The organism is Cupriavidus sp. KB_39 (assembly GCF_052114485.1).
GTDB lineage: Bacteria > Pseudomonadota > Gammaproteobacteria > Burkholderiales > Burkholderiaceae > Cupriavidus.
The window spans coordinates 19,436-37,770 of record NZ_JBFREV010000049.1; the positions used below are offsets into that span (position 1 = coordinate 19,436).

The following is an 18,335-nucleotide window of genomic DNA, read 5'->3' on the forward strand; positions in this document are numbered from 1 at the left end:
ACGGCGATCGGCCTAGGCGGGACCCGTCGGCATCGTCCGGAAGAACTATGCCGACGGGCGGGGTTGACGCGCGGGTGAAGCAGGAATCAGCAGGGCATGGCCGCGTTGCGGCGCGCGTAGCACCACCAGGTAATCGCGGCGCAGCTGATATAGAACAAGATGAAGAGATGGAGCGCAGCGTCCGGCGCGCCGGTCATCTCTAGCGCGGTGCCGAAGCTCTTGGGGATGAAGAAGCCGCCGTACGCGCCGATGGCGCCGGAGAAGCCGAGCACGGCGGCGGATTCCCGGGCGGCGTCCTGCACGGCCACCCGCTGGGCGGGCGCGCCCGGGCCGGCRGCGCGCAGGCGCTCGGTCAGGAAGATCACCGGGATCATGCGGAAGGTGGAGCCGTTGCCGATGCCGGTCAGCGCGAACAGCACGATGAACGCGCCCAGGAAGCCGCTGAAGCTGCCGCCCGWGCCGTTGTGCGGCAGCGCCGCCAGCACGGCCACCACGCCGCCGATCATGCCGAGGAAGCTCCACAGCGTGACCCGCGCGCCGCCGAGCTTGTCTGACAGCCAGCCGCCCACCGGGCGCGTCAGCGCGCCGACCAGCGGGCCCAGGAAGGCGTAGGCCGTGGGGTTCACGTTCGGGAACTGCGACTTGGTCAGCAGCGCCAGCCCGGCCGAGAACCCGATAAACGAGCCGAAGGTGCCCACGTAGAGCCAGCACATCAGCCAGTTGTGGCGGCGCCGGAAGATCACCGCCTGCTCCGCGAACGAGGCGCGSGCRTCGGCAATRTCGTGCATGCCGAACCACGCCGCCAGCGCCGACACRGCGATAAACGGCACCCAGATAAAGCCCGCGTTCTGGAGCCAGAGCTGTTGCGTGGCGCCGTTGGCCGCGTATTCCTGCCCGGCCCCGCCCAGCGCGCCGAACACGGCCACCGACACCACCACCGGTGTCACGAACTGCACGATCGAGACGCCGAGGTTGCCGATGCCGGCGTTCAGGCCCGTGGCCAGCCCCTTGCGCGCCTTCGGGAAGAAGAAGCTGATGTTCGCCATCGACGAACTGAAGTTGGCGCCGCCCAGCCCGCACAGCAGGGCCAGCCCCAGCAGCGTCGGGTAGCTGGTGGACGGGTCGCGCAGCGCGAAGCCCATGCCGAGCGCCGGAATCAGCAGCAGCGCGGTGGAGATGGCGGTGAAGCGCCGCCCGCCGAAGATCGGCACGAGGAAGGAGTAGAAGATGCGCAGCGTGGCGCCGGACAGCGCCGGCAGGGCGGTCAGCCAGAACAGCTGGTTGCCGGTGAAGTGGAAGCCGGCGCGGTCCAGGTTCACGGCCACCACGCTCCAGAGCATCCAGACCACGAAGGCCAGCATCAGCGCGGGAATGGAGATGCAGAGGTTGCGGTAGGCGATGCGCGCGCCCTGGTATTTCCAGAACGCCGGGTCTTCAGGTTCCCAGCGGGTCAGTACGGAGGTGCTCATGGCGTTATCTCGTCGAAGGGGGGAAGGTGGGAAAGATTCAGGCCACCGCCGGGGCGGCGCCGCGATGGCTGTAGTGCATCCACACCAGACTCACGCAGACGGTGCCGTACATCAGCATGAAACAGCTGCTGCGCACGCCGGTCAGGTCGGCCAGCGCGCCGAACAGGATCGGCAGGATGAAGCCGCCGAGCCCCCCGGCCAGCCCCACCACGCCGGAGACGGCGCCGATGTTCTGCGGGAAGTCATTGGCGATGAACTTGAATACCGACGCCTTGCCGATGGCGAACGCGATGCCCACCGCGAACAGCAGCACCGTGAACAGCGTGGGGGACAGGCCGAGGTGGAAGGCCAGCGGACCGTTGGCGGTCTGGATCACGAGGTCGGTCTGCGGGTAGCTGAGCAGGAAGAAGCCAACCCAGCTCACCCACATCACCCACCAGGTGGTGCGATGGGCGCCGTAGCGGTCCGAGATCCAGCCGCCGATGGCGCGCAGCATGCCGCCGGGCAGGGAGAAGCACGCGGCCAGGAAGGCGGCGATGCGGATGTCGAACCCATATTCGCCGATGTAGTAGCGCGTCATCCACAGCGCCAGCCCCACGTAGCCACCGAACACCACCGAGTAGTACTGGGAGTAGCGCCAGACCCGTGGGTCGCGCAGCATGGCCATCTGGGCACGCCAGCCGGCGCTGCTGGCGGCCACGCGGTGCGCCGGGTTGCTGGCCGAGAAGACCCAGAACAGCAGCGCCGTGGCCAGCATCGCCACCGCGTAGACCTTCGGCACGATGGTCCAGGTGCCGGCGGCGGCGATCAGCGCCGGGGCGACGAATTTGGTTAGTGCGGCCCCGGAGTTACCGGCGCCGAAGATGCCCATCGCCAGCCCCTGCCGATGGCGCGGGAACCAGCGCGCCACATAGGGCGTGCCCACCGAAAACGAGCCGCCGGCCAGCCCGAGCAGCAGCCCAAGCGCCAGCAGCTGCCAGAGGGTGGTGGCATAGGCGAGCAGCCAGATCGGCACCACGGTGGCCAGCATCAGCAGGAAGAAGACGATGCGGCCGCCGTAGCGGTCGGTCCAGATGCCCAGCGGCACGCGGATCAGCGATCCGCTCAGCACCGGCATGGCGGCCAGCAGGCCGAATTCGGTGTCGTTCAGGCCAAGCTGCTGCTTGAGCGGAATGCCGAGCACGGCGAACACCATCCAGACAGCGAAGCAGATGGTGAACGCGAACGTGCTGGAGGCCAGCACGCCGTTGGCGCGCAGGGAGATCGCCGGCGCGTCGTGCAGGACGGCGGAGGAGGGGGGAGAGGACGAGGATGAGGGGGAGGCCATCGAGAGGTCCTAATGGACAACAAGGGATGGCCCCCAGCGTAGGCACGGCTGCCTGCCGTGCCTATTCGCCGGCCGGGGAGCGGGCGGGGCGGGTGGCCCCTGTCGATGGAACTAGTCCGGTTGGTGRTTATCGATCGGACAAATTCGAGAACGYGGGTCAGGCAGTCACGATGCCTCCGGGGCCAGCCCGGCGGCCTGACCGCCATCGCTCCGCCGTTCGGCCCGCACGGCCAGCAGCGCGATGCCCAGCGCGCCCAGCGGCGCCAGCGCCGCGATCCACGGCAGCGCGGTCAGCCCCGGGCCGTGGTCGACCACCACGCCACCGAGCCACGCGCCAATGCCGTTGCCGAGGTTGAACGCGGCGATATTGAAGCTCGACGCCAGGTTCTGGCCCGCGCCGTGGGCGTGGCGCAGCACGCGCAGCTGCAGCGGGGAGACCGTGGCGAACGCGGCCACGCCCAGCGCGCCGACGAACGCCACCACCGCCACTGGCTGGTGGAGCGCCAGCGTCATCGCGGCCAGCACCAGCGTCAGCACCGTCAGCGAGCCCAGCAGCGCACCCGTGGGACGCCGGTCCGCCATGCGTCCGCCGAGGATATTGCCGATGATCATGCCGCCGCCGAACAGCAGCAGGATGGGCGACACCGCCGCCTCGCCGTAGCCCGAGACCCGGGTCAACAGCGGCTGCACATAAGTAATCACCGCGAAGATACCGACCGATTGCAGCACCGTCATCAGCAGGCCGAGCAGCACTTGGGGGCGGGCGATGGTGCGCAGTTCGTCGGCAAGGCGGGCCGGCGCGGCGTCGTCGCGGCTGCGCTGCACCAGCAGGGCGATCACCGCCAGCGAGGCCAGGCCGATCACGGTCATCGCCCAGAACGTGCTGCGCCAGCCGAAGTGCAGGCCGAGCCAGGCGCCGGCGGGCATGCCGAGCAGCGTGGCCAGCGTGAGGCCGGAGAACATCACCGAGATGGCCGAGGCGCGGCGGTTGGCGGGCACGAGGCCGGTGGCCACCACGGCGCCCACGCCGAAGAACGTGCCGTGCGTGAGCGAGGTCACCACGCGCGCAATCATCAGCGTGGTGTAGTCGGGCGCCAGCGCGCAGGCGGCGTTGCCGATGGTGTAGATCGCCATCAGCACCAGCAGCACGGCCTTGCGCGGCATGCGGCGGGTGAGCAGGGTGAGGACCGGCGCCCCGGCGAACACGCCGAGCGCGTAGCCGGAGACCAGCATGCCGGCGGCGGCGATGGTCACGCCGAGGTCCGCCGAGACCTGGAGTAGCAGCCCCATGATGACGAATTCGGCACATCCGATGCCGAACGAGCCGGCGGTCAGGGCATACAGCGCCACGGGCATCCGCGAGGACGGGCCGGTGGCGGGGGTGGAAGGGAGGGGCGCGGCCATGTCGGGAAGTTGGGGACGGATTCTGGAAGGCGCCAGTGTCGGCCTTTCGCAGCTTCCGAAAAACGGGCAAGATCCAGAATCAGTTTCAAGAAATCATTGAGAATCGGATCGGATCATGGACCGGATTGGCGACATCGGCTTGTTTCTGCGCGTGCTGGACCTCGGCTCGATCAGCGCGGCGGCGCGCAGCCTCGACCTCTCGGTGGCCGTGGCCAGCCAGCGGCTGCAACGGCTGGAGCGCGACCTGGGCGTGCGCCTGCTGCATCGCACGACCCGGCGGCTGCATGCCACCCCCGAAGGCGCGGTGCTGGCGGAGCAGGGCCGGGCGCTGGTGGAAGACCTGGAGGCGTTGTCCGGCTCGCTGCGGCAGGCGGGCGCCGGCGTGACCGGGGTGCTGCGGATTACCACCTCGGCCTCGTTCGGCCGGCAGTATCTGTCGCCGCTGCTGCCGGATTTCCTGCGCGCCCATCCCGGCGTGCGCCTCAGCATCAGCCTGACCGACCATGTACTCGATCTGGTCAGCAGCGGCTTCGACCTCGCCATCCGCATCGGCACACTGGCGGACTCCACGCTGGTAGCGCGCAAGCTGGCGGACAACCAGCGTCTGCTGTGCGCCTCGCCCGACTACCTGGCGCAGCATGGCTGGCCGCAGACGCCGCAGGACCTCGCCCATCATCAATGCCTGATCCTGGTCGGCAGCCAGGGCCGCTCCGATGTCTGGCGGATGGGCGATGGCGCCGGCGGCGAGGTGGCCGTGCGCGTGCAGGGGCGGGTGGAGGCCAATACGGGCGAGTTGCTGGCCGATGCGGCGCTCGCCGGCTTCGGCATCGCCATGCATTCAGTCTGGCATGTCAGCGCCGACCTGCGGGCTGGCCGGTTGGTGCCGGTGCTGCCCGACTACCCGCTGGCCGACAGCGGCATCTACGCGGTGATGCCGCAGCGCCGGCTGGTGCCGCCGCGCGTGCGGGCCTTCGTCGATTTCCTCGCCGAACAGTGGGGCGACGCCCCGCCCTGGGCGGCCGGCTGGGTCGATGGCGGGGTGGATGGCACCCGGGCTGGGTGATGGTCACGAGACAAACTGCTTAAATCTTGAGCAGTCCGGTGGGGTAACGCACAGACGCGGCCCCGGGGGTGCGACGCCACAGGATATCCACAGAACCTGTGGATATCCTCAACGTGGGCCAGACCACGCCCCAAAAGCGCCTCCTGCGGCTATGCTGTGCCACCATCCTCGGTCAACTGTCAGCTTCGTGCTTCCTATGCGCAAGATCCGGCTTGTTGCGGCAAGGGTTTTCCCGATGTTTCTCGTGGTTGTGGCTGGCGCCGGCCTGTCCGGCTGCGTGGCCCAGTACCGCGTGCCCTCGGGCGCCCCCTATGCCAGCGTGCGGCTGCTGACCAATACCGATGAGAACACCACCTTCAGCGTGGTGGACCCGGCGAAGTGCCCGACGCCGGCCCGGCCGCTGGTGCTGGCCGGCATGGGCAAGCAGCTCGCCGCGATGGGGCGAGATCGGGGGCTGGACATGGCAGGCAGTTCTCCCGAGCCGCCCGCGCAGACGCGCGAGCGCAAGGTGGCGGTCGGCAAACGGTTGTATGTCGCGGTGACGTCGATGGCGGCGCCGCCGGCCGAAGAGATTCGCTGCGCGGCGGGGGTGTCATTCATTCCGCAGTCAGGCGCGCAATATGAAATCCGCTATACGCGCGATGAAGCGGCGAGCCAATGCGCGGCGCGCGTGCTGCGCCTGCAGCCRAGGCCCGATGGCGGGGCCAATCTGATGCAGGAAACCAGCCAGCAGGGATTCCGGGCGTTGCGAAAGGAATTGGTTTGCGACGCGCCGGGCGTTGAGCCGGCGCGCGCAGGGCAATAAGCGTCAGCGCTTATCGAGAGGAATATCGAACTCAGGCTTGTTCGATCAGGAAGCGCTCGGGGCGCTTGCCCAGCCATGCCGGGGCGCGGCCACGGCCCGACCAGGTCTTGCCGGTTTTCGGGTCCTGGTATTTCGGGGGCAGCGCTGCGGTCTTGCGTGCCGGGCTGGCACCGCTGCCAGCGGGACGACCACGACGGCGCTTCGGCGCAATATCGTCGACCGTCAGGTCGTAATCGGCCATCAATTGGCGAATCTGCGCCACGACGCCAGAGACTTCATTGGCGCGCACCTCGCTGAGTTTGGCTTCCAGTGCTTCTTTTTCAGCCAGTAGTTGCTTGTAGGTCGGCATTTTGGATCCCCGTTCAGATTGTTGTTCGCGGCATGTTACAGGACATTGCTGACTATTGTCGTGACTAGTCGTCCCATAAAATATTACAAAAGATAAACGGATTTTCCTAATGAAAAACGTTTGTTCCAGATGTGGGATCTGAATCGGACTACGCAAGTCCGTATTTTCGGATTTGAACGAATTTCAATGTCGATGCATTTCGACGAATGCCGACGAATCTCGACCAATGCCGAAATCGYGGAGCGAAAATCGCCGCGCATGACAGGCGCCGCGCAGGATTGGCGGCACTGATATTTTTGGCGACTCGGCAAGAAAAAAACCCCCGGAGGGAAAGACTCCGGGGGCTGCGAATTCCACTGGTTACCCAGGGTGGTACCGCACACATCGTTGACCGATGGGATCGGACATTTCTTAGATTGCCCAGCCTCCGGCATAGAAGGCGGCCAGCGCCACGGCAATGGCCACGGTGCCGATATTGAGCTTGCGCCATTCGCCCGAGACGATTCGGCCAATCACCAGCGTGCAGAAACCGAGCATGATGCCGGTGACGATATTGCAGGTCAGCACGATAAAGACCGCGCAAACCAGACCGGCCATGGCATCGACCAGATCGTCCATATGCAGGCGGCTGACGCTGGACAGCATCAGCAGGCCCACGTACATCAGCGCAGGCGCCGTGGCGTACGACGGCACCAGCCCGGCCACCGGCGAGAAGAACATCACGGCCAGGAACAGCACGCCGACGGTCACCGCTGCGAGGCCGGTGCGCGCGCCGGCGGCCACGCCCACGGTGGACTCGATATAGGCCGCCGCCGGGGCGCCGCCGAACATCGCCGAGAAGATCGAGCTGACCGAGTCGGCGGTCAGCGCGCGGCCGCCGTTATGGATGCGGCCGGTGGCGTCGAGCTGGTTGGCCTGGCCGGCCACCGCGCGGATCGTGCCGGTGGCGTCGAACACGGCGGTCATCACCAGCGCCAGCACGCTGGGCAGCACGGCGGCGGACAGCGCGCCGCGGATGTCCATCGCACCGATCAGCGAGGCATGGCCGGGCGTCGACAGGCTCGGCAGCGCGAACACGCCGGTGTACTTCACGGCCGGGTCGAACATCAGGCCCAGCGCCGAGATGACGATGATGACCAGCAGGATGCCGCCCGGCACGCGACGGCGCTCCAGGCCGAAGATCGCCGCCAGCCCGAGTACCGACATCACCACCGGGAACGCCGTGATGTGGCCCAGTTGCACGGGCAGGCCGGGGCCGGGATTCTTGACCACCAGGCCGACCTCGTTCGAGGCAATCAGCAGTAAGAAAAGTCCGATGCCGATCCCCGCGCCATGGGCCACGCCGGCCGGCAGGTTACGCAGGATCCAGGCGCGCACGCCGGTGACCGAGATCGCCGTGAAGACCACGCCCATCAGGAACACGGCGCCGAGCGCCACCTCGGGAGAGAGCTTCTGTCCGAGCACGAGGCCGAAGGCCATGAAGGCGGTGAGGGAGATGGCGCAGCCGATGGCGATGGGCAGCTTGGCCCAGAGCCCCATCAGCAGCGAGCCGAACGCCGTGGTCAGGCACACGGCCACGAACACCGCGCTGGTGTCGAAGCCGGCCTTGCCGAGCATGCCCGGCACCACGAACACGGCATAGACCATCGCCATGAAGGTGGTGGTGCCGGCCACCACCTCGCGGCGCCGCGTACTGCCGCGTGCGCTGATCTGGAAATACTCGTCGATTTTTCCCGCGCTGCCGGCGCGCGTGCCCTGCGCGTGCGCTACGTCATCCACGTCCGTGACGGACGGATACGGCTGTTCGATCATGATGGTCTGCCTCCTTGCAGGGGCGCCGCGCCGGTCCGCGTACGGATACGGCGTCAGCTTGTCTCACGTGGTTCTGGGTGCGAGGGCGGAGGTCCCGGTGGCATCGGTGCTCGGGGTGCGGGCGTCTCTTTCCTCGGTGTCCGGCCCGGGGGCCGGTGGCCGGTCGGCTGCCTCTGGCGGGCAGGATCCGGCGAGGCTCAACGGTAGGGGAGCGCTGCGCCGCTTTCATCATCGGGGCGCGATGCGGAACATGCGGGGCGCCGAATAACCACGGGTTTGCGGTGCTTCCGGAGGCTCAGGGATTTCCCTCGGTGGACGGCCGGACGGCGATTTTGGCCTTCGATGGGCCCTGGAAGGTAGGTTCCGGTCACATGGCCGGGGCATCCTGCCGGAAAGCGGGCGGGATCGCTAAAGGTCCCGGCGGCGGCGCCGATAGACCTTTGGCAACACCTGTCCATTTACCCATAGTCACCCCCAGCCAGCAGCGGAGCAAGCACGATGACCAGCGCGATGAGAGACATTGACGAGCGCACGAACCTGACCAACAACAATCAGTTCGAACTGCTGTTGTTCCGACTTGGCGACGCGGCGAACAGCGGGCAATCCGAACTGTTCGGCATCAACGTATTCAAGGTCCGCGAAATCCTGGTGATGCCGTCGGTGACCACCGTGGTGGGCGCCGAGCCGTCCATCCTCGGCATGGCCGACATCCGGGGCCAGGTGATTCCCGTGATCGACCTGCCGCGCCTGCTGGAGTGCCAGCCGAAGTCCGGCCTGAACATCATGCTGGTGACGGAGTACGCGCGCTCCACCCAGGGCTTTGCCGTGGAAGCCGTGGAAGAGATCGTGCGCCTGGACTGGAGCCAGGTGATCTCGGCCGAGACGAGCGTCAAGGGCGGGCTGGTGACCAGCATCGCCAAGCTCGATGTCGGCGGCGAGAACCCGCGTCTGGTGCAGGTGCTCGACGTGGAGCAGATCCTGCGCGATGTGCTGCCCACCCGCCAGCCGGACGTGGACCCAGCCACCGTGGGCCCGGCGCTGAACCTGCGCCCTGGCACCAAGGTGCTGGCCGCCGATGACTCGGCGCTGGCGCGCGGCCTGATCGAGAACGGCCTGAAGGCGATGGGCGTGCAGGTGGTGATGACCAAGACGGGCCAGGAGGCATGGGAGATGCTGGGCAGCATCGCCGATCTCGCCGCCTCGCAGGGCAAGACCATCCGCGACGAGATCGCGCTGGTGCTGACCGACCTGGAAATGCCCGAGATGGACGGCTTCACGCTCACGCGCAAGATCAAGAGCGACGCACGGCTCAAGTCCCTGCCGGTGGTCATCCACTCGTCGCTCTCCGGCGAGGCCAGCGAGGAGCACGTGCGCAAGGTCGGCGCCGATGCCTATGTGTCGAAATTCCTGGCGAAGGATCTCGCGGACACCATCCGCGGCGTGATGGCCCGCCATCCGTAAACGCGTCTTTTCCCCTCTCCCTTTGGGAGAGGGGCAGGGGAGAGGGCCGGCGGTTCAACATGCAGTGTCGCATCGAGAACCACTTGCCCTCTCCCCCAACCCCTCTCCCGCAAGCGGGCGAGGGGAGCAACGCCTCCCCTCTCCGAAACCAGTTGCATAAAAATCGGGCAGTCCAGCTCTTTCCAATGCTGGCGCGGGTTTGCGGGTCGCGGGGTGGGCGATTATCCACTGGAACTGTGGATAGCTCTCGTTCGCATTCTTCGCCCGCCYGCCCCGGCTCTCCSCTGTTTACATCAGCYGCTTACTTCGGCTGCTCCACCGTACGCAGGTACGGCTTCAGCGTCTTGAAGCCCTGTGGATATTTCTTCTTCGCATCGTCGTCCGAGACCGATGTCGGGATGATCACGTCCTCGCCCGGTTTCCAGTTGACGGGCGTGGCCACGGTGTGCTTTGCGTTGAGCTGGAGCGAGTCCAGCAGGCGCAGCACCTCGTCGAAATTGCGGCCCGCGCTCATCGGATAGACCAGCATGGCCTTGACCTTCTTGTCCGGGCCGATCATGAACACCGAGCGGATCGTGGCGTTGTCCACGGCGGTGCGTTTGCCGCCGCTAGCCTCGGGGTGAATCATGTCGTACAGCTTGGCCACGTGCAGGTCCGCGTCGCCGATCATCGGATAGTTGACCGCGCTGCCCTGGGTCTCCTCGATGTCCTTGGCCCAGCGCTGGTGGTCGTCAACCGGGTCGATCGACAGGCCGATGATCTTGGTATTGCGCTTGTCGAACTCGGGCTTGAGCTTGGCCATGTAGCCCAGCTCGGTCGTGCAGACCGGGGTGAAGTCCTTCGGATGCGARAACAGGATCGCCCAGCTGTCACCCATCCATTCGTGAAAGCGAATCTTGCCTTCCGTGGTATCAGCGGTGAAGTCAGGGGCTTCTTCGCCTAGTCGAATTGCCATGTCGCACTCCTTGTTTCAGTCAGGGCCAGGTGGATGATTGGGCTGCCGGCGTCGCCGGGGAACTCCAGTATAGGAATTACACGGTGAAAAAACTCCCTCCACGGGCGTATGGTCGGCGTAGTCTCGGCGTCACATTTTGGAGGGGGGAAGGGCACGCTACGCCGGCCGCTCCAGGTCCGCGATCACCGCGCGCAGGAAGCGCGCCGCCTCCCCGCCCGTGACCACGCGGTGGTCGAAGGTCAGCGAGAGCGGCATCACGCGATGCACGGCGGGCTGGCCGCCGGCCGCCACCACTTCGTCACGTATACGCCCGGCGCCRAGGATGGCCACCGTGGGCGGCACCACGATSGGCGCCGCGTAGCGGCCCGCGATCATGCCGAAGTTGGACAGCGTGATGGTGTTGCCGCGCATCTCCTCCGGGGCGATGGTGCGCGCGATGATGTCCGCGCGCATGCGGTCGAGCCCGGTGCGCAGGTCGGCGGCGTCGCGCTTGCCGACGTTGCGCAGCACCGGCACGAACAGACCCTCGGGCAGGTCGGCAGCAATGCCGACGTCGATCCGCTCCAGCACATGGCGCCGCCCGCTCTGGCCCTCGTACCACGCGTTGAGCCCCGGCTCGGCATGCACGCCGGCCACCAGCGCGCGCACCAGCCGGATCGTGATGTCGTTGCCCGGGCCTGCATCGTGCTGCCAGGCGTGCAGGTCGGCATCGTCCATGACCGTGGCCGCCGCCACCTCGCTCTGTGCGCGGGCCATGTTCTGGGCCATCGCCCGGCGCACGCCCCGCACCACTTCGGCCGGGCCGAGATCGGCCAGCGTGGTGGCCACGCGCTGCACGTCCGTGGCCGTAATCAGGCCGTCATGGCCGGAGGGCGTGACCATGGCGAGGTCCACCGACAGCTTGCGCGCCAGCGCCCGCACCGCCGGCGTGGCCTTGATGCCGTGCGCGCCACCCGGACCGAGCGGCGCGGCGGCTTCCGCCAGCACCTGCGTGCCGACCTTCACCGCGCCCACCACGGTGCCGGCATCGTCCTGGGCGCTGCCGACCCCCTCGAAGCCCACCAGCGGCGCGCCGAGGTGGACGATATCGCCCGGCTGCGCGAACAGCTTGGCCACCTGGCCGCTGAATGGCGATGGAATCTCGACGATGGCCTTGGCGGTCTCCACGGACAGCAGCGGCTCGTCCGCCGCCACGCTGTCCCCGGGTTTGACGTGCCACGCCACGATCTCCGCTTCCTGCAATCCCTCGCCCAGATCGGGCAGCTTGAAGGTCCGCATGAACGTCTCCTAGGCCGCCAGCGCGCGCCGCGCGGCATCGACAATCCGCGCCACGGAGGGCAGGTAGCTGTGCTCCAGCCGGGCCAGCGGCACCACGGTGTCGTAGCCGGTCACGCGCTGCACCGGCGCGCTGAGCGAATAGAGGCCGGCATCGGCCAGATTGGCCGCGATCTCCGCGCCGAGCCCCGCCGTGCGCGGCGCCTCGTGCACGATCACGCAGCGGCCGCTGCGGGCCACGGATTCGAGGATGGTGTCCATGTCGAGCGGCTTCAGCGTCGCCACGTCGATCACGGCGGCGCCGATGCCTTCGTCGGCCAGCTGGTCGGCGGCGGCCAGCGTCTCCTGCAGCATCGCGCCCCAGCTCACCAGCGTGAGGTCGGCACCGTCGCGCAGCGTGAAGCAGGCGTCGAGCGGCAGCGCCTCGCCATCGTCGGGTACCTCCTGCCGGAACAGCCGGTAGAGCCGCGTCGGCTCCAGGAAGATCACCGGGTCCGGATCGCGGATGGCCGCCAGCAGCAGCCCGTAGGCCCGCGCGGGCGAGGAYGGCATGACCACGCGGATGCCCGGYATGTGSGCGAACATCGCCTCGGGGCTTTCGGAATGATGCTCGGGCGCGTGGATGCCAGCCCCGCTCGGCGCGCGCACCACCATCGGACAGCCCAGCCGGCCGCGCGTGCGGTGGCGCATGTGGCCGGCGTGGTTGAGGATGTTGTCGATGGCCGGGTAGATGAAGCCCGCGAACTGGATCTCGGCCACCGGCTTGAGTCCCATCGCCGCCATGCCGATGGCCGCGCCGACGATGCCGCCTTCGGCCAGCGGGGTGTCGATCACGCGCGCCTCGCCAAAGCGCGCCTGCAGGCCCACCGTGGCGCGGAACACGCCGCCGTTGACGCCGATGTCCTCGCCCAGCAGCACCACGTCCGGGTCRTGCGCCAGCGCGTGGGCCAGCGCCAGGTTCACCGCTTCCACCAGATGCAGTTCAGCCATGATGGGCTCCTGGCGGGGTCGTCTGATATTGGCGCGCCATCTCGCGCTGGGCTTCCAGCGCGGCGGGCAGGGTGGCGTAGAGGCAGTCGAACATCGCGCCGGTGTCGGGCGGCGGCAGGGCCAGGTAGGCGTCCACGGCAGCGGCCACGGCCTGCTGGCATTCGCGGATCAGCGCCTCCTCCCGGCCCGGGTCCCAGGCGCCCTGCGCGGCGAGGTAGTCGCGCAACCGCACGATGGGTTCCTGCGCCCAGGCGGCCTTGACCGTTGCTTCGTCGCGGTAGCGCGAGGCATCGTCGGCCGTGGTGTGGTCCCCCAGCCGGTAGGTCACGGCCTCGATCAGCGTGGGGCCGCCGCCGGCCCGGGCGCGGTCGATYGCCTCGCCCACGCGGTGCCGCACCGCGATCACGTCGTTGCCATCGACCTGCTCGCCGGGAATGCCGGCGGCGATGGCCTTCTGGGCGAGCGTCTGCGCGGCGGTCTGCTTGCTGCGCGGCATGGAGATCGCCCACTGGTTGTTGTTGACGACGATGACCAGCGGCACGTGCCACGCGCCGGCCATRTTCATCCCCTCGTAGAAATCGCCCTTGGAGGTGCCGCCGTCGCCGACGATGGTCACCGCCACGCGGGGCTGCCCGCGCAGCTGGAACGCATAAGCCACGCCGGCSCCGTGGCCCACCTGGGTGCCGATCGGCACGCAGTTGCCGAAGTCATGCGGCGCCGCCGCAAAGCCGCTGCCGCGCTCGTCGCCGCCCCAGTACAGCAGGCTCTCGGTCATGGTGACGCCCCGCACAAACTGCGCGGCGTGGTCGCGGTAGGACGGCACCAGCACGTCGTCCGGCAGCATGGCGGAGGCCACYCCGACGCCAATCGCTTCCTGCCCGAGCGCGGACGCGAACGTGCCGATCTGGCCCGTGCGCTGCATGGCGATGGCCTTGAGGTCGAACTGGCGGGTCAGCACCATGGCGCGATACAGCGGCAGCAGCGCGGCCGGGTCGCGGGCGAAGGGGGGAAGGTCTGGGCTGGCGGTGCCCTGGGCGGAAAGGTAGCGGGTAAGGCCGATCTCGAAGCGCGCAACAGTGTCCATGTGGATGTCCCCGTGTTGGAACCCTGTCAGGTTCGCGGTGCCCTGTGCGGCGCAGCATCTTGTGGACGCTGCTGCCTTCGAGTGTAGGGCACGGATGCGGGGAGCGGGCGTGCGCTGCCGCACGGGGCGGCGGATCGGCTTACCGGGGGACTGAGGACGGCTGACTTCGGCGCCTTACACCGGCTTCCACACCGGCGAGGCCGCCACGGTCACTTTCCTCGGCAGGATGGACTGCGCGGCGAAGGCGTCGGCGATGCGCTGCTGTTCCTCGAGCGAGGCGGCGTCCACGGCCTGTACCTGATAGGTACGGCGCAGGTTGGCGGCCTCCACGGTGGCCGGGTCGAGCCCGATCAGCGGCGCATGCCATGCCGCCGCCGGACCCGGGTTGCGCTTGATCCAGTCGCCTGCACGGCGCAGTTCGTCATAGACCACGGCCAGCACGTCGGGCCGACGCTTCGCGTACGGCGTGGCGGCGAGATAGAAGCGCCGGTAGCTGGCCAGCTTCGTCCCATCGCGCAGGATGCGGGCATTGGCCTGGCGCTGCACTGCTGCGAGGAACGGGTCCCAGATCACCCAGGCCGCCACGCTGCCGCGCTCGAAGGCCGCGCGGGCGTCGGCGGGCGTCAGGTAGGCCGGTTCGATGTCGCGCACGGACAGCCCCGCTTCGGCCAGCGCCTCCACCAGCAGGTAGTGCGCCCCCGCGCCCTTGGCGAATGCCACGCGCTGGCCCTTGAGCTGGGCGACGGTGCGGATCGGCGAGTCCTGCCGCACCACGATGGCCTGCGCCGTGGGCGAGGGCGTCTCGATGGCGTAGTAGGTCAGCTGCGCGCCGGCGGCGAGCGCGAACGGCGGCACCGCGTCCGCCACATCGGCRGTSAGGTCGAGGTTGTTGACGTTCAGCGATTCCAGCAACGGCAGGCCCGAGGTGAACTCGTGCCACTGCACGTTCACCTTCAGCGGGGCGAGGGCCTTCTCCAGSGTCTCGCGCGACTTCAGCCAGATCATCAGCGTGGAGGACTTCTGGTAGCCGATGCGCAGCGTCTCGGCGCCATCGGCCGCGTGCGACAGGCTCGACAGGGTCGACAGCAGCGGGAGCGCGGCGCTCCCCAGGCCGGCCAGGACCAGGCGGCGCCGGGTGGGGTCGCGGGTGGCGTCAGATTCGTGCGACATGGCGGATTTCCTTCGTTCGGGTGGGTGTCTAACCCGCCAGCCTAGCCGCCAGCGCCCGCGTGGCGAACGAAGCTTCCCGCCTTTGCTTATGCGGATTGGCGCCATATGCGACAACCGCATAACCGCGCGCGATTTCATTCGTTGTTCCGATATCGCCCGCTCTTTACAGTGCATAGCTTGTACCCGGTTCCCCTCCCGTTCCCCGGTCCCCCAAGAAGCCGAGAAGCGCATTGCCATGACGACTGCCACCCTCCAGGATTTCGAGATCCGCCCGTTCGACGCCGCGCTTGGTGCGGAAGTGATYGGGCTCGATCTGAACCAGCCGCTGTCCCCGACGGACTTCCAGCGCCTCCATCGCGCCCATCTGGACCACCACGTGGTGGTCTTCCGCGACCAGCGCATCACGCCCGCGCAGCAAATCGACTTCAGCCGCCGCTTTGGCCCGCTGCAGATCCACGTGCTGCACCAGTTCCAGTTGCCCGGCCATCCCGAGATCCTGATCGTCTCGAACGTGGTGGAAGACGGCAAGCCGATCGGGCTGGGCGATGCCGGCCACTTCTGGCACTCCGACCTCTCCTATAAGGAGAAGCCCAGCCTCGGCTCGCTACTGCACGCGCGGGAGCTGCCCGAGGAGGGCGGCGACACGCTGTTCGCCAATATGCACACCGCCTGGGACGCGCTGCCCGCCGACCTGCAACGCCGGGTGGAGGGCCTGCAGGCCGAGCACACCTACCTGGCGCGCTACGCCGAACTGCAGGCGCGCAGCCCGTGGCGRCCCAACCTGTCGCCCGAGCAGATCGCCCAGGTGAAGCCGGTGCTCCAGCCGGTGGTGCGCACGCATCCGGAGACGGGCCGCAAGGCGCTGTTCGTCAGCGAGCACTTCACCACGCGCATCGCCGGCCTGCCGGAGGACGAAAGCCGCGCGCTGCTGGACGAGCTGTTCGCCCATAGCGTGAAGCCCGCGCACGTCTACCGCCACCAGTGGCAGCCGAACGACCTCGTGTTCTGGGACAACCGCTCGCTGCTGCATCTGGCCGCCGGCACGCCCGACCATCTGCGCCGCGTGATGTACCGCACCACCATCGAAGGCGATACGCCGTTCTGAACGCGACACCGAACCGAAATCCATCCGGAGCCCCTGCATGTCCCTGTCCATTCTTTCGACGACCCTGAAACGCCGCGCCGCCGCCGCCGTCCTGACCGTACTGATTGGGCAGTGCGCCAGCCTCGCCCTGACCGGCGTGGCGCACGCCGAGGGCCGCCTGCGCATTGCCGAGCAGTTCGGCGTGGTCTACCTGCTGCTGAACGTGGCCCGGGACCAGCAACTGATCGAGAAGCACGGCAAGCAGCAGGGYGTGGAYGTCAAGGTGGAATGGACCCAGCTCTCGGGCGGCGCCGCCGTCAACGACGCRCTGCTCTCGGGCGCCATCGACATCGCCGGCGCCGGCGTGGGCCCGCTGCTGACGGTGTGGGACCGCACGCACGGCAAGCAGAACGTGAAGGGCGTGGCCTCGCTCGGCAACTTCCCGTACTACCTCGTCAGCAACAATCCCAAGGTGAAGTCGATTGCCGATTTCTCCGACAAGGACCGCATCGCGCTGCCGGCCGTCACGGTGTCGGTGCAGTCGCGCGTGCTGCAACTGGCCGCCGCCAAGCAATGGGGCGACAAGGAATTCAACCGGCTCGACAAATGGACCGTGGCCGTGCCCCACCCGGACGCAGCGGCGGCCATCATCGCCGGCGGCACCGAGATCACCGGCCACTTCGGCAACCCGCCGTTCCAGGAGCAGGAGCTGGCCGGCAACCCCAACGCGCGCATCGTGCTCAGCTCGTATGACGTGCTGGGCGGGCCGAGTTCCGCCACCGTGCTCTACGCCACCGAGAAGTTCCGCAACGAGAACCCCAAGACCTACCGCGCCTTCGTCGATGCGCTGGCCGAGGCCGCGCAGTTCGCCACCGCCAATCCGGAGGCCGCCGCCGACCTCTATATCCGCGTGAACAAGGCCAAGATCGACCGCGCGCTGCTGGTCAAGATTCTGCGTAACCCGCAGGTGCAGTTCAAGGTCACGCCGCAGAACACCTTCGCGCTGGCCGAGTTCATGCACCGCGTGGGGGCGATCAAGAACCAGCCGAAGACCTGGCAGGACTACTTCTTCCAGGACCCGGCCACGGCCCAGGGGAGCTGACATGTCTGAACCGCTGCACCCAGGCGCGCATCTGCGCGTGATTCCGGGCCGGTCGCCGTCTTCGTCACCGTCTGCGCCGCTGTTGCAGGTGGATGGCGTCTCGCTCGAATACCGCACCGACGCGCGCGTGGTGCGYGCCACCCAYCGCGTGAGCTTCGACGTGCATGGCGGRGATCGCTTCGTGCTGCTGGGCCCGTCCGGCTGCGGCAAGTCCACGCTGCTCAAGGCCGTGGCCGGCTTCGTGCCGCCAGCCGAGGGCGAGATCCGCCTGGCAGGGCGGCGCGTGGCGGCGCCGGGGCCGGACCGCATCGTCGTGTTCCAGGAATTYGACCAGCTGCCGCCGTGGAAGACGGTGAAGCAGAACGTGATGTTCCCGYTGCGGCGCTCGCGCGGCATGGGCGCCGCCGAGGCCGCCGAGGTGGCGCTGCACTTCCTGAACAAGGTGGGGCTGGCACAGTTCGCCGATGCCTATCCGCACACGCTATCCGGCGGCATGAAACAGCGCGTGGCGATTGCCCGCGCGCTGGCGATGCGGCCCAAGGTGCTGCTGATGGACGAGCCGTTCGCCGCGCTGGACGCGCTGACCCGGCGCCGCATGCAGGAGGAACTGCTCGAACTGTGGCACGACGCCGCCTTCACGCTGCTGTTCGTGACCCATTCGATCGAGGAGGCGCTGGTGGTCGGCAACCGCATCCTGCTGCTGTCCCCGCACCCGGGCCGCGTGCGCGCGGAACTCAACAGCCACCAGTTCAGCCTGGCCAGCCAGGGCAGCGCCGATTTCCAGGCCGCCGCGCAGCGCATCCACCAGATGCTGTTCGATCAGCCGGCAGAGACCGCTGGCGAGCGGGGCAGGGCGCACGCGTAGCGTTTCGACTTCGTAGAGACGCCCACCCTCTCCCCCGGCCCCTCTCCCAGAGGGAGAGGGGAGGAACACCGCCGCTTTGCTCCCCGTCGCGCAAGCGGGAGAGGGGAAGGAACACCGCCG

Annotated in this window: 16 protein-coding genes; 6 read left to right on the forward strand and 10 right to left on the reverse strand. The window is 68.2% G+C overall.

Annotated elements, in window-relative coordinates; all coding sequences use genetic code 11:
* Positions 1-86: 86 nt before the first annotated feature.
* The 3 genes from AB4Z27_RS25855 to AB4Z27_RS25865 all read right to left on the reverse strand — a co-directional run bounded on the left by AB4Z27_RS25855 (position 87) and on the right by AB4Z27_RS25865 (position 4,200).
* Entirely contained in the window at positions 87-1,469 is a 1,383-nt protein-coding gene (locus tag AB4Z27_RS25855; RefSeq protein WP_441645588.1) for a NarK family nitrate/nitrite MFS transporter, read from the reverse strand.
* A 37-nt stretch (positions 1,470-1,506) separates the two neighbouring features.
* Positions 1,507-2,796, reverse strand: coding sequence for an MFS transporter (locus tag AB4Z27_RS25860; RefSeq protein WP_092296934.1), 1,290 nt, complete (start codon positions 2,794-2,796; stop codon positions 1,507-1,509).
* Positions 2,797-2,961: 165 nt separating this feature from the next.
* Positions 2,962-4,200 carry an MFS transporter gene (locus AB4Z27_RS25865; RefSeq protein ID WP_441645589.1) on the reverse strand — a complete coding sequence of 413 codons (1,239 nt, stop codon included), beginning with the start codon at positions 4,198-4,200 and terminating at the stop codon, positions 2,962-2,964.
* A 115-nt stretch (positions 4,201-4,315) separates the two neighbouring features.
* On the opposite strand from AB4Z27_RS25865, the gene AB4Z27_RS25870 reads away from it, so the two are divergent.
* Positions 4,316-5,263 (forward strand): LysR family transcriptional regulator, encoded by a 948-nt coding sequence (locus AB4Z27_RS25870; protein WP_092296941.1) that lies wholly within the window; start codon positions 4,316-4,318, stop codon positions 5,261-5,263.
* A gap of 235 nt (positions 5,264-5,498) precedes the next feature.
* On the forward strand, positions 5,499-6,068 hold the full coding sequence (locus AB4Z27_RS25875) for a hypothetical protein (RefSeq protein ID WP_441645590.1): 570 nt from the start codon (positions 5,499-5,501) through the stop codon (positions 6,066-6,068).
* A gap of 31 nt (positions 6,069-6,099) precedes the next feature.
* Here the strand turns inward: AB4Z27_RS25875 and AB4Z27_RS25880 are convergent, their stop codons facing one another.
* Complete coding sequence (locus AB4Z27_RS25880; RefSeq protein WP_092296944.1) at positions 6,100-6,417, reverse strand: H-NS histone family protein; 318 nt, start codon at positions 6,415-6,417, stop codon at positions 6,100-6,102.
* 411 nt (positions 6,418-6,828) lie between these two features.
* A complete protein-coding gene (locus AB4Z27_RS25885; RefSeq protein ID WP_441645591.1) occupies positions 6,829-8,229 on the reverse strand; it encodes an NCS2 family permease in 1,401 nt (466 codons plus the stop codon).
* 498 nt (positions 8,230-8,727) lie between these two features.
* On the opposite strand from AB4Z27_RS25885, the gene AB4Z27_RS25890 reads away from it, so the two are divergent.
* Complete coding sequence (locus tag AB4Z27_RS25890) at positions 8,728-9,690, forward strand: chemotaxis protein (protein ID WP_092296952.1); 963 nt, start codon at positions 8,728-8,730, stop codon at positions 9,688-9,690.
* A 301-nt stretch (positions 9,691-9,991) separates the two neighbouring features.
* Here the strand turns inward: AB4Z27_RS25890 and AB4Z27_RS25895 are convergent, their stop codons facing one another.
* The 5 genes from AB4Z27_RS25895 to AB4Z27_RS25915 form a co-directional block, all read right to left on the reverse strand.
* Positions 9,992-10,645, reverse strand: a complete 654-nt coding sequence (locus tag AB4Z27_RS25895; protein ID WP_092296955.1) for a peroxiredoxin — start codon at positions 10,643-10,645, stop codon at positions 9,992-9,994.
* 156 nt (positions 10,646-10,801) lie between these two features.
* Positions 10,802-11,923 (reverse strand): dihydrolipoamide acetyltransferase family protein, encoded by a 1,122-nt coding sequence (locus AB4Z27_RS25900; protein ID WP_441592861.1) that lies wholly within the window; start codon positions 11,921-11,923, stop codon positions 10,802-10,804.
* 9 nt (positions 11,924-11,932) lie between these two features.
* The gene (locus tag AB4Z27_RS25905; protein ID WP_441645592.1) at positions 11,933-12,910 is read right to left on the reverse strand and encodes an alpha-ketoacid dehydrogenase subunit beta; all 978 of its coding nucleotides are present in this window, start codon (positions 12,908-12,910) and stop codon (positions 11,933-11,935) included.
* On the reverse strand, positions 12,903-13,994 hold the full coding sequence (gene pdhA, locus AB4Z27_RS25910; RefSeq protein WP_441645593.1) for a pyruvate dehydrogenase (acetyl-transferring) E1 component subunit alpha: 1,092 nt from the start codon (positions 13,992-13,994) through the stop codon (positions 12,903-12,905). Before pdhA ends, AB4Z27_RS25905 begins: the two co-directional genes overlap by 8 nt.
* 174 nt (positions 13,995-14,168) lie before the next feature.
* Positions 14,169-15,164: an aliphatic sulfonate ABC transporter substrate-binding protein gene (locus AB4Z27_RS25915; RefSeq protein ID WP_092296967.1), complete on the reverse strand. Its 996-nt coding sequence runs from the start codon at positions 15,162-15,164 to the stop codon at positions 14,169-14,171.
* A gap of 235 nt (positions 15,165-15,399) precedes the next feature.
* Here AB4Z27_RS25915 and AB4Z27_RS25920 point away from each other — a divergent pair, with 235 nt between their 5' ends.
* The 3 genes from AB4Z27_RS25920 to AB4Z27_RS25930 are packed head-to-tail and all read left to right on the forward strand — an operon-like array spanning position 15,400 to position 18,215.
* Entirely contained in the window at positions 15,400-16,269 is an 870-nt protein-coding gene (locus tag AB4Z27_RS25920) for a TauD/TfdA dioxygenase family protein (protein WP_441592862.1), read from the forward strand.
* Between the two features lie 37 nt (positions 16,270-16,306).
* Positions 16,307-17,350: an ABC transporter substrate-binding protein gene (locus AB4Z27_RS25925; RefSeq protein ID WP_255370888.1), complete on the forward strand. Its 1,044-nt coding sequence runs from the start codon at positions 16,307-16,309 to the stop codon at positions 17,348-17,350.
* 1 nt (position 17,351) lies between these two features.
* The gene (locus AB4Z27_RS25930) at positions 17,352-18,215 is read left to right on the forward strand and encodes an ABC transporter ATP-binding protein (protein ID WP_441645594.1); all 864 of its coding nucleotides are present in this window, start codon (positions 17,352-17,354) and stop codon (positions 18,213-18,215) included.
* The last annotated feature ends 120 nt before the right edge of the window (positions 18,216-18,335 follow it).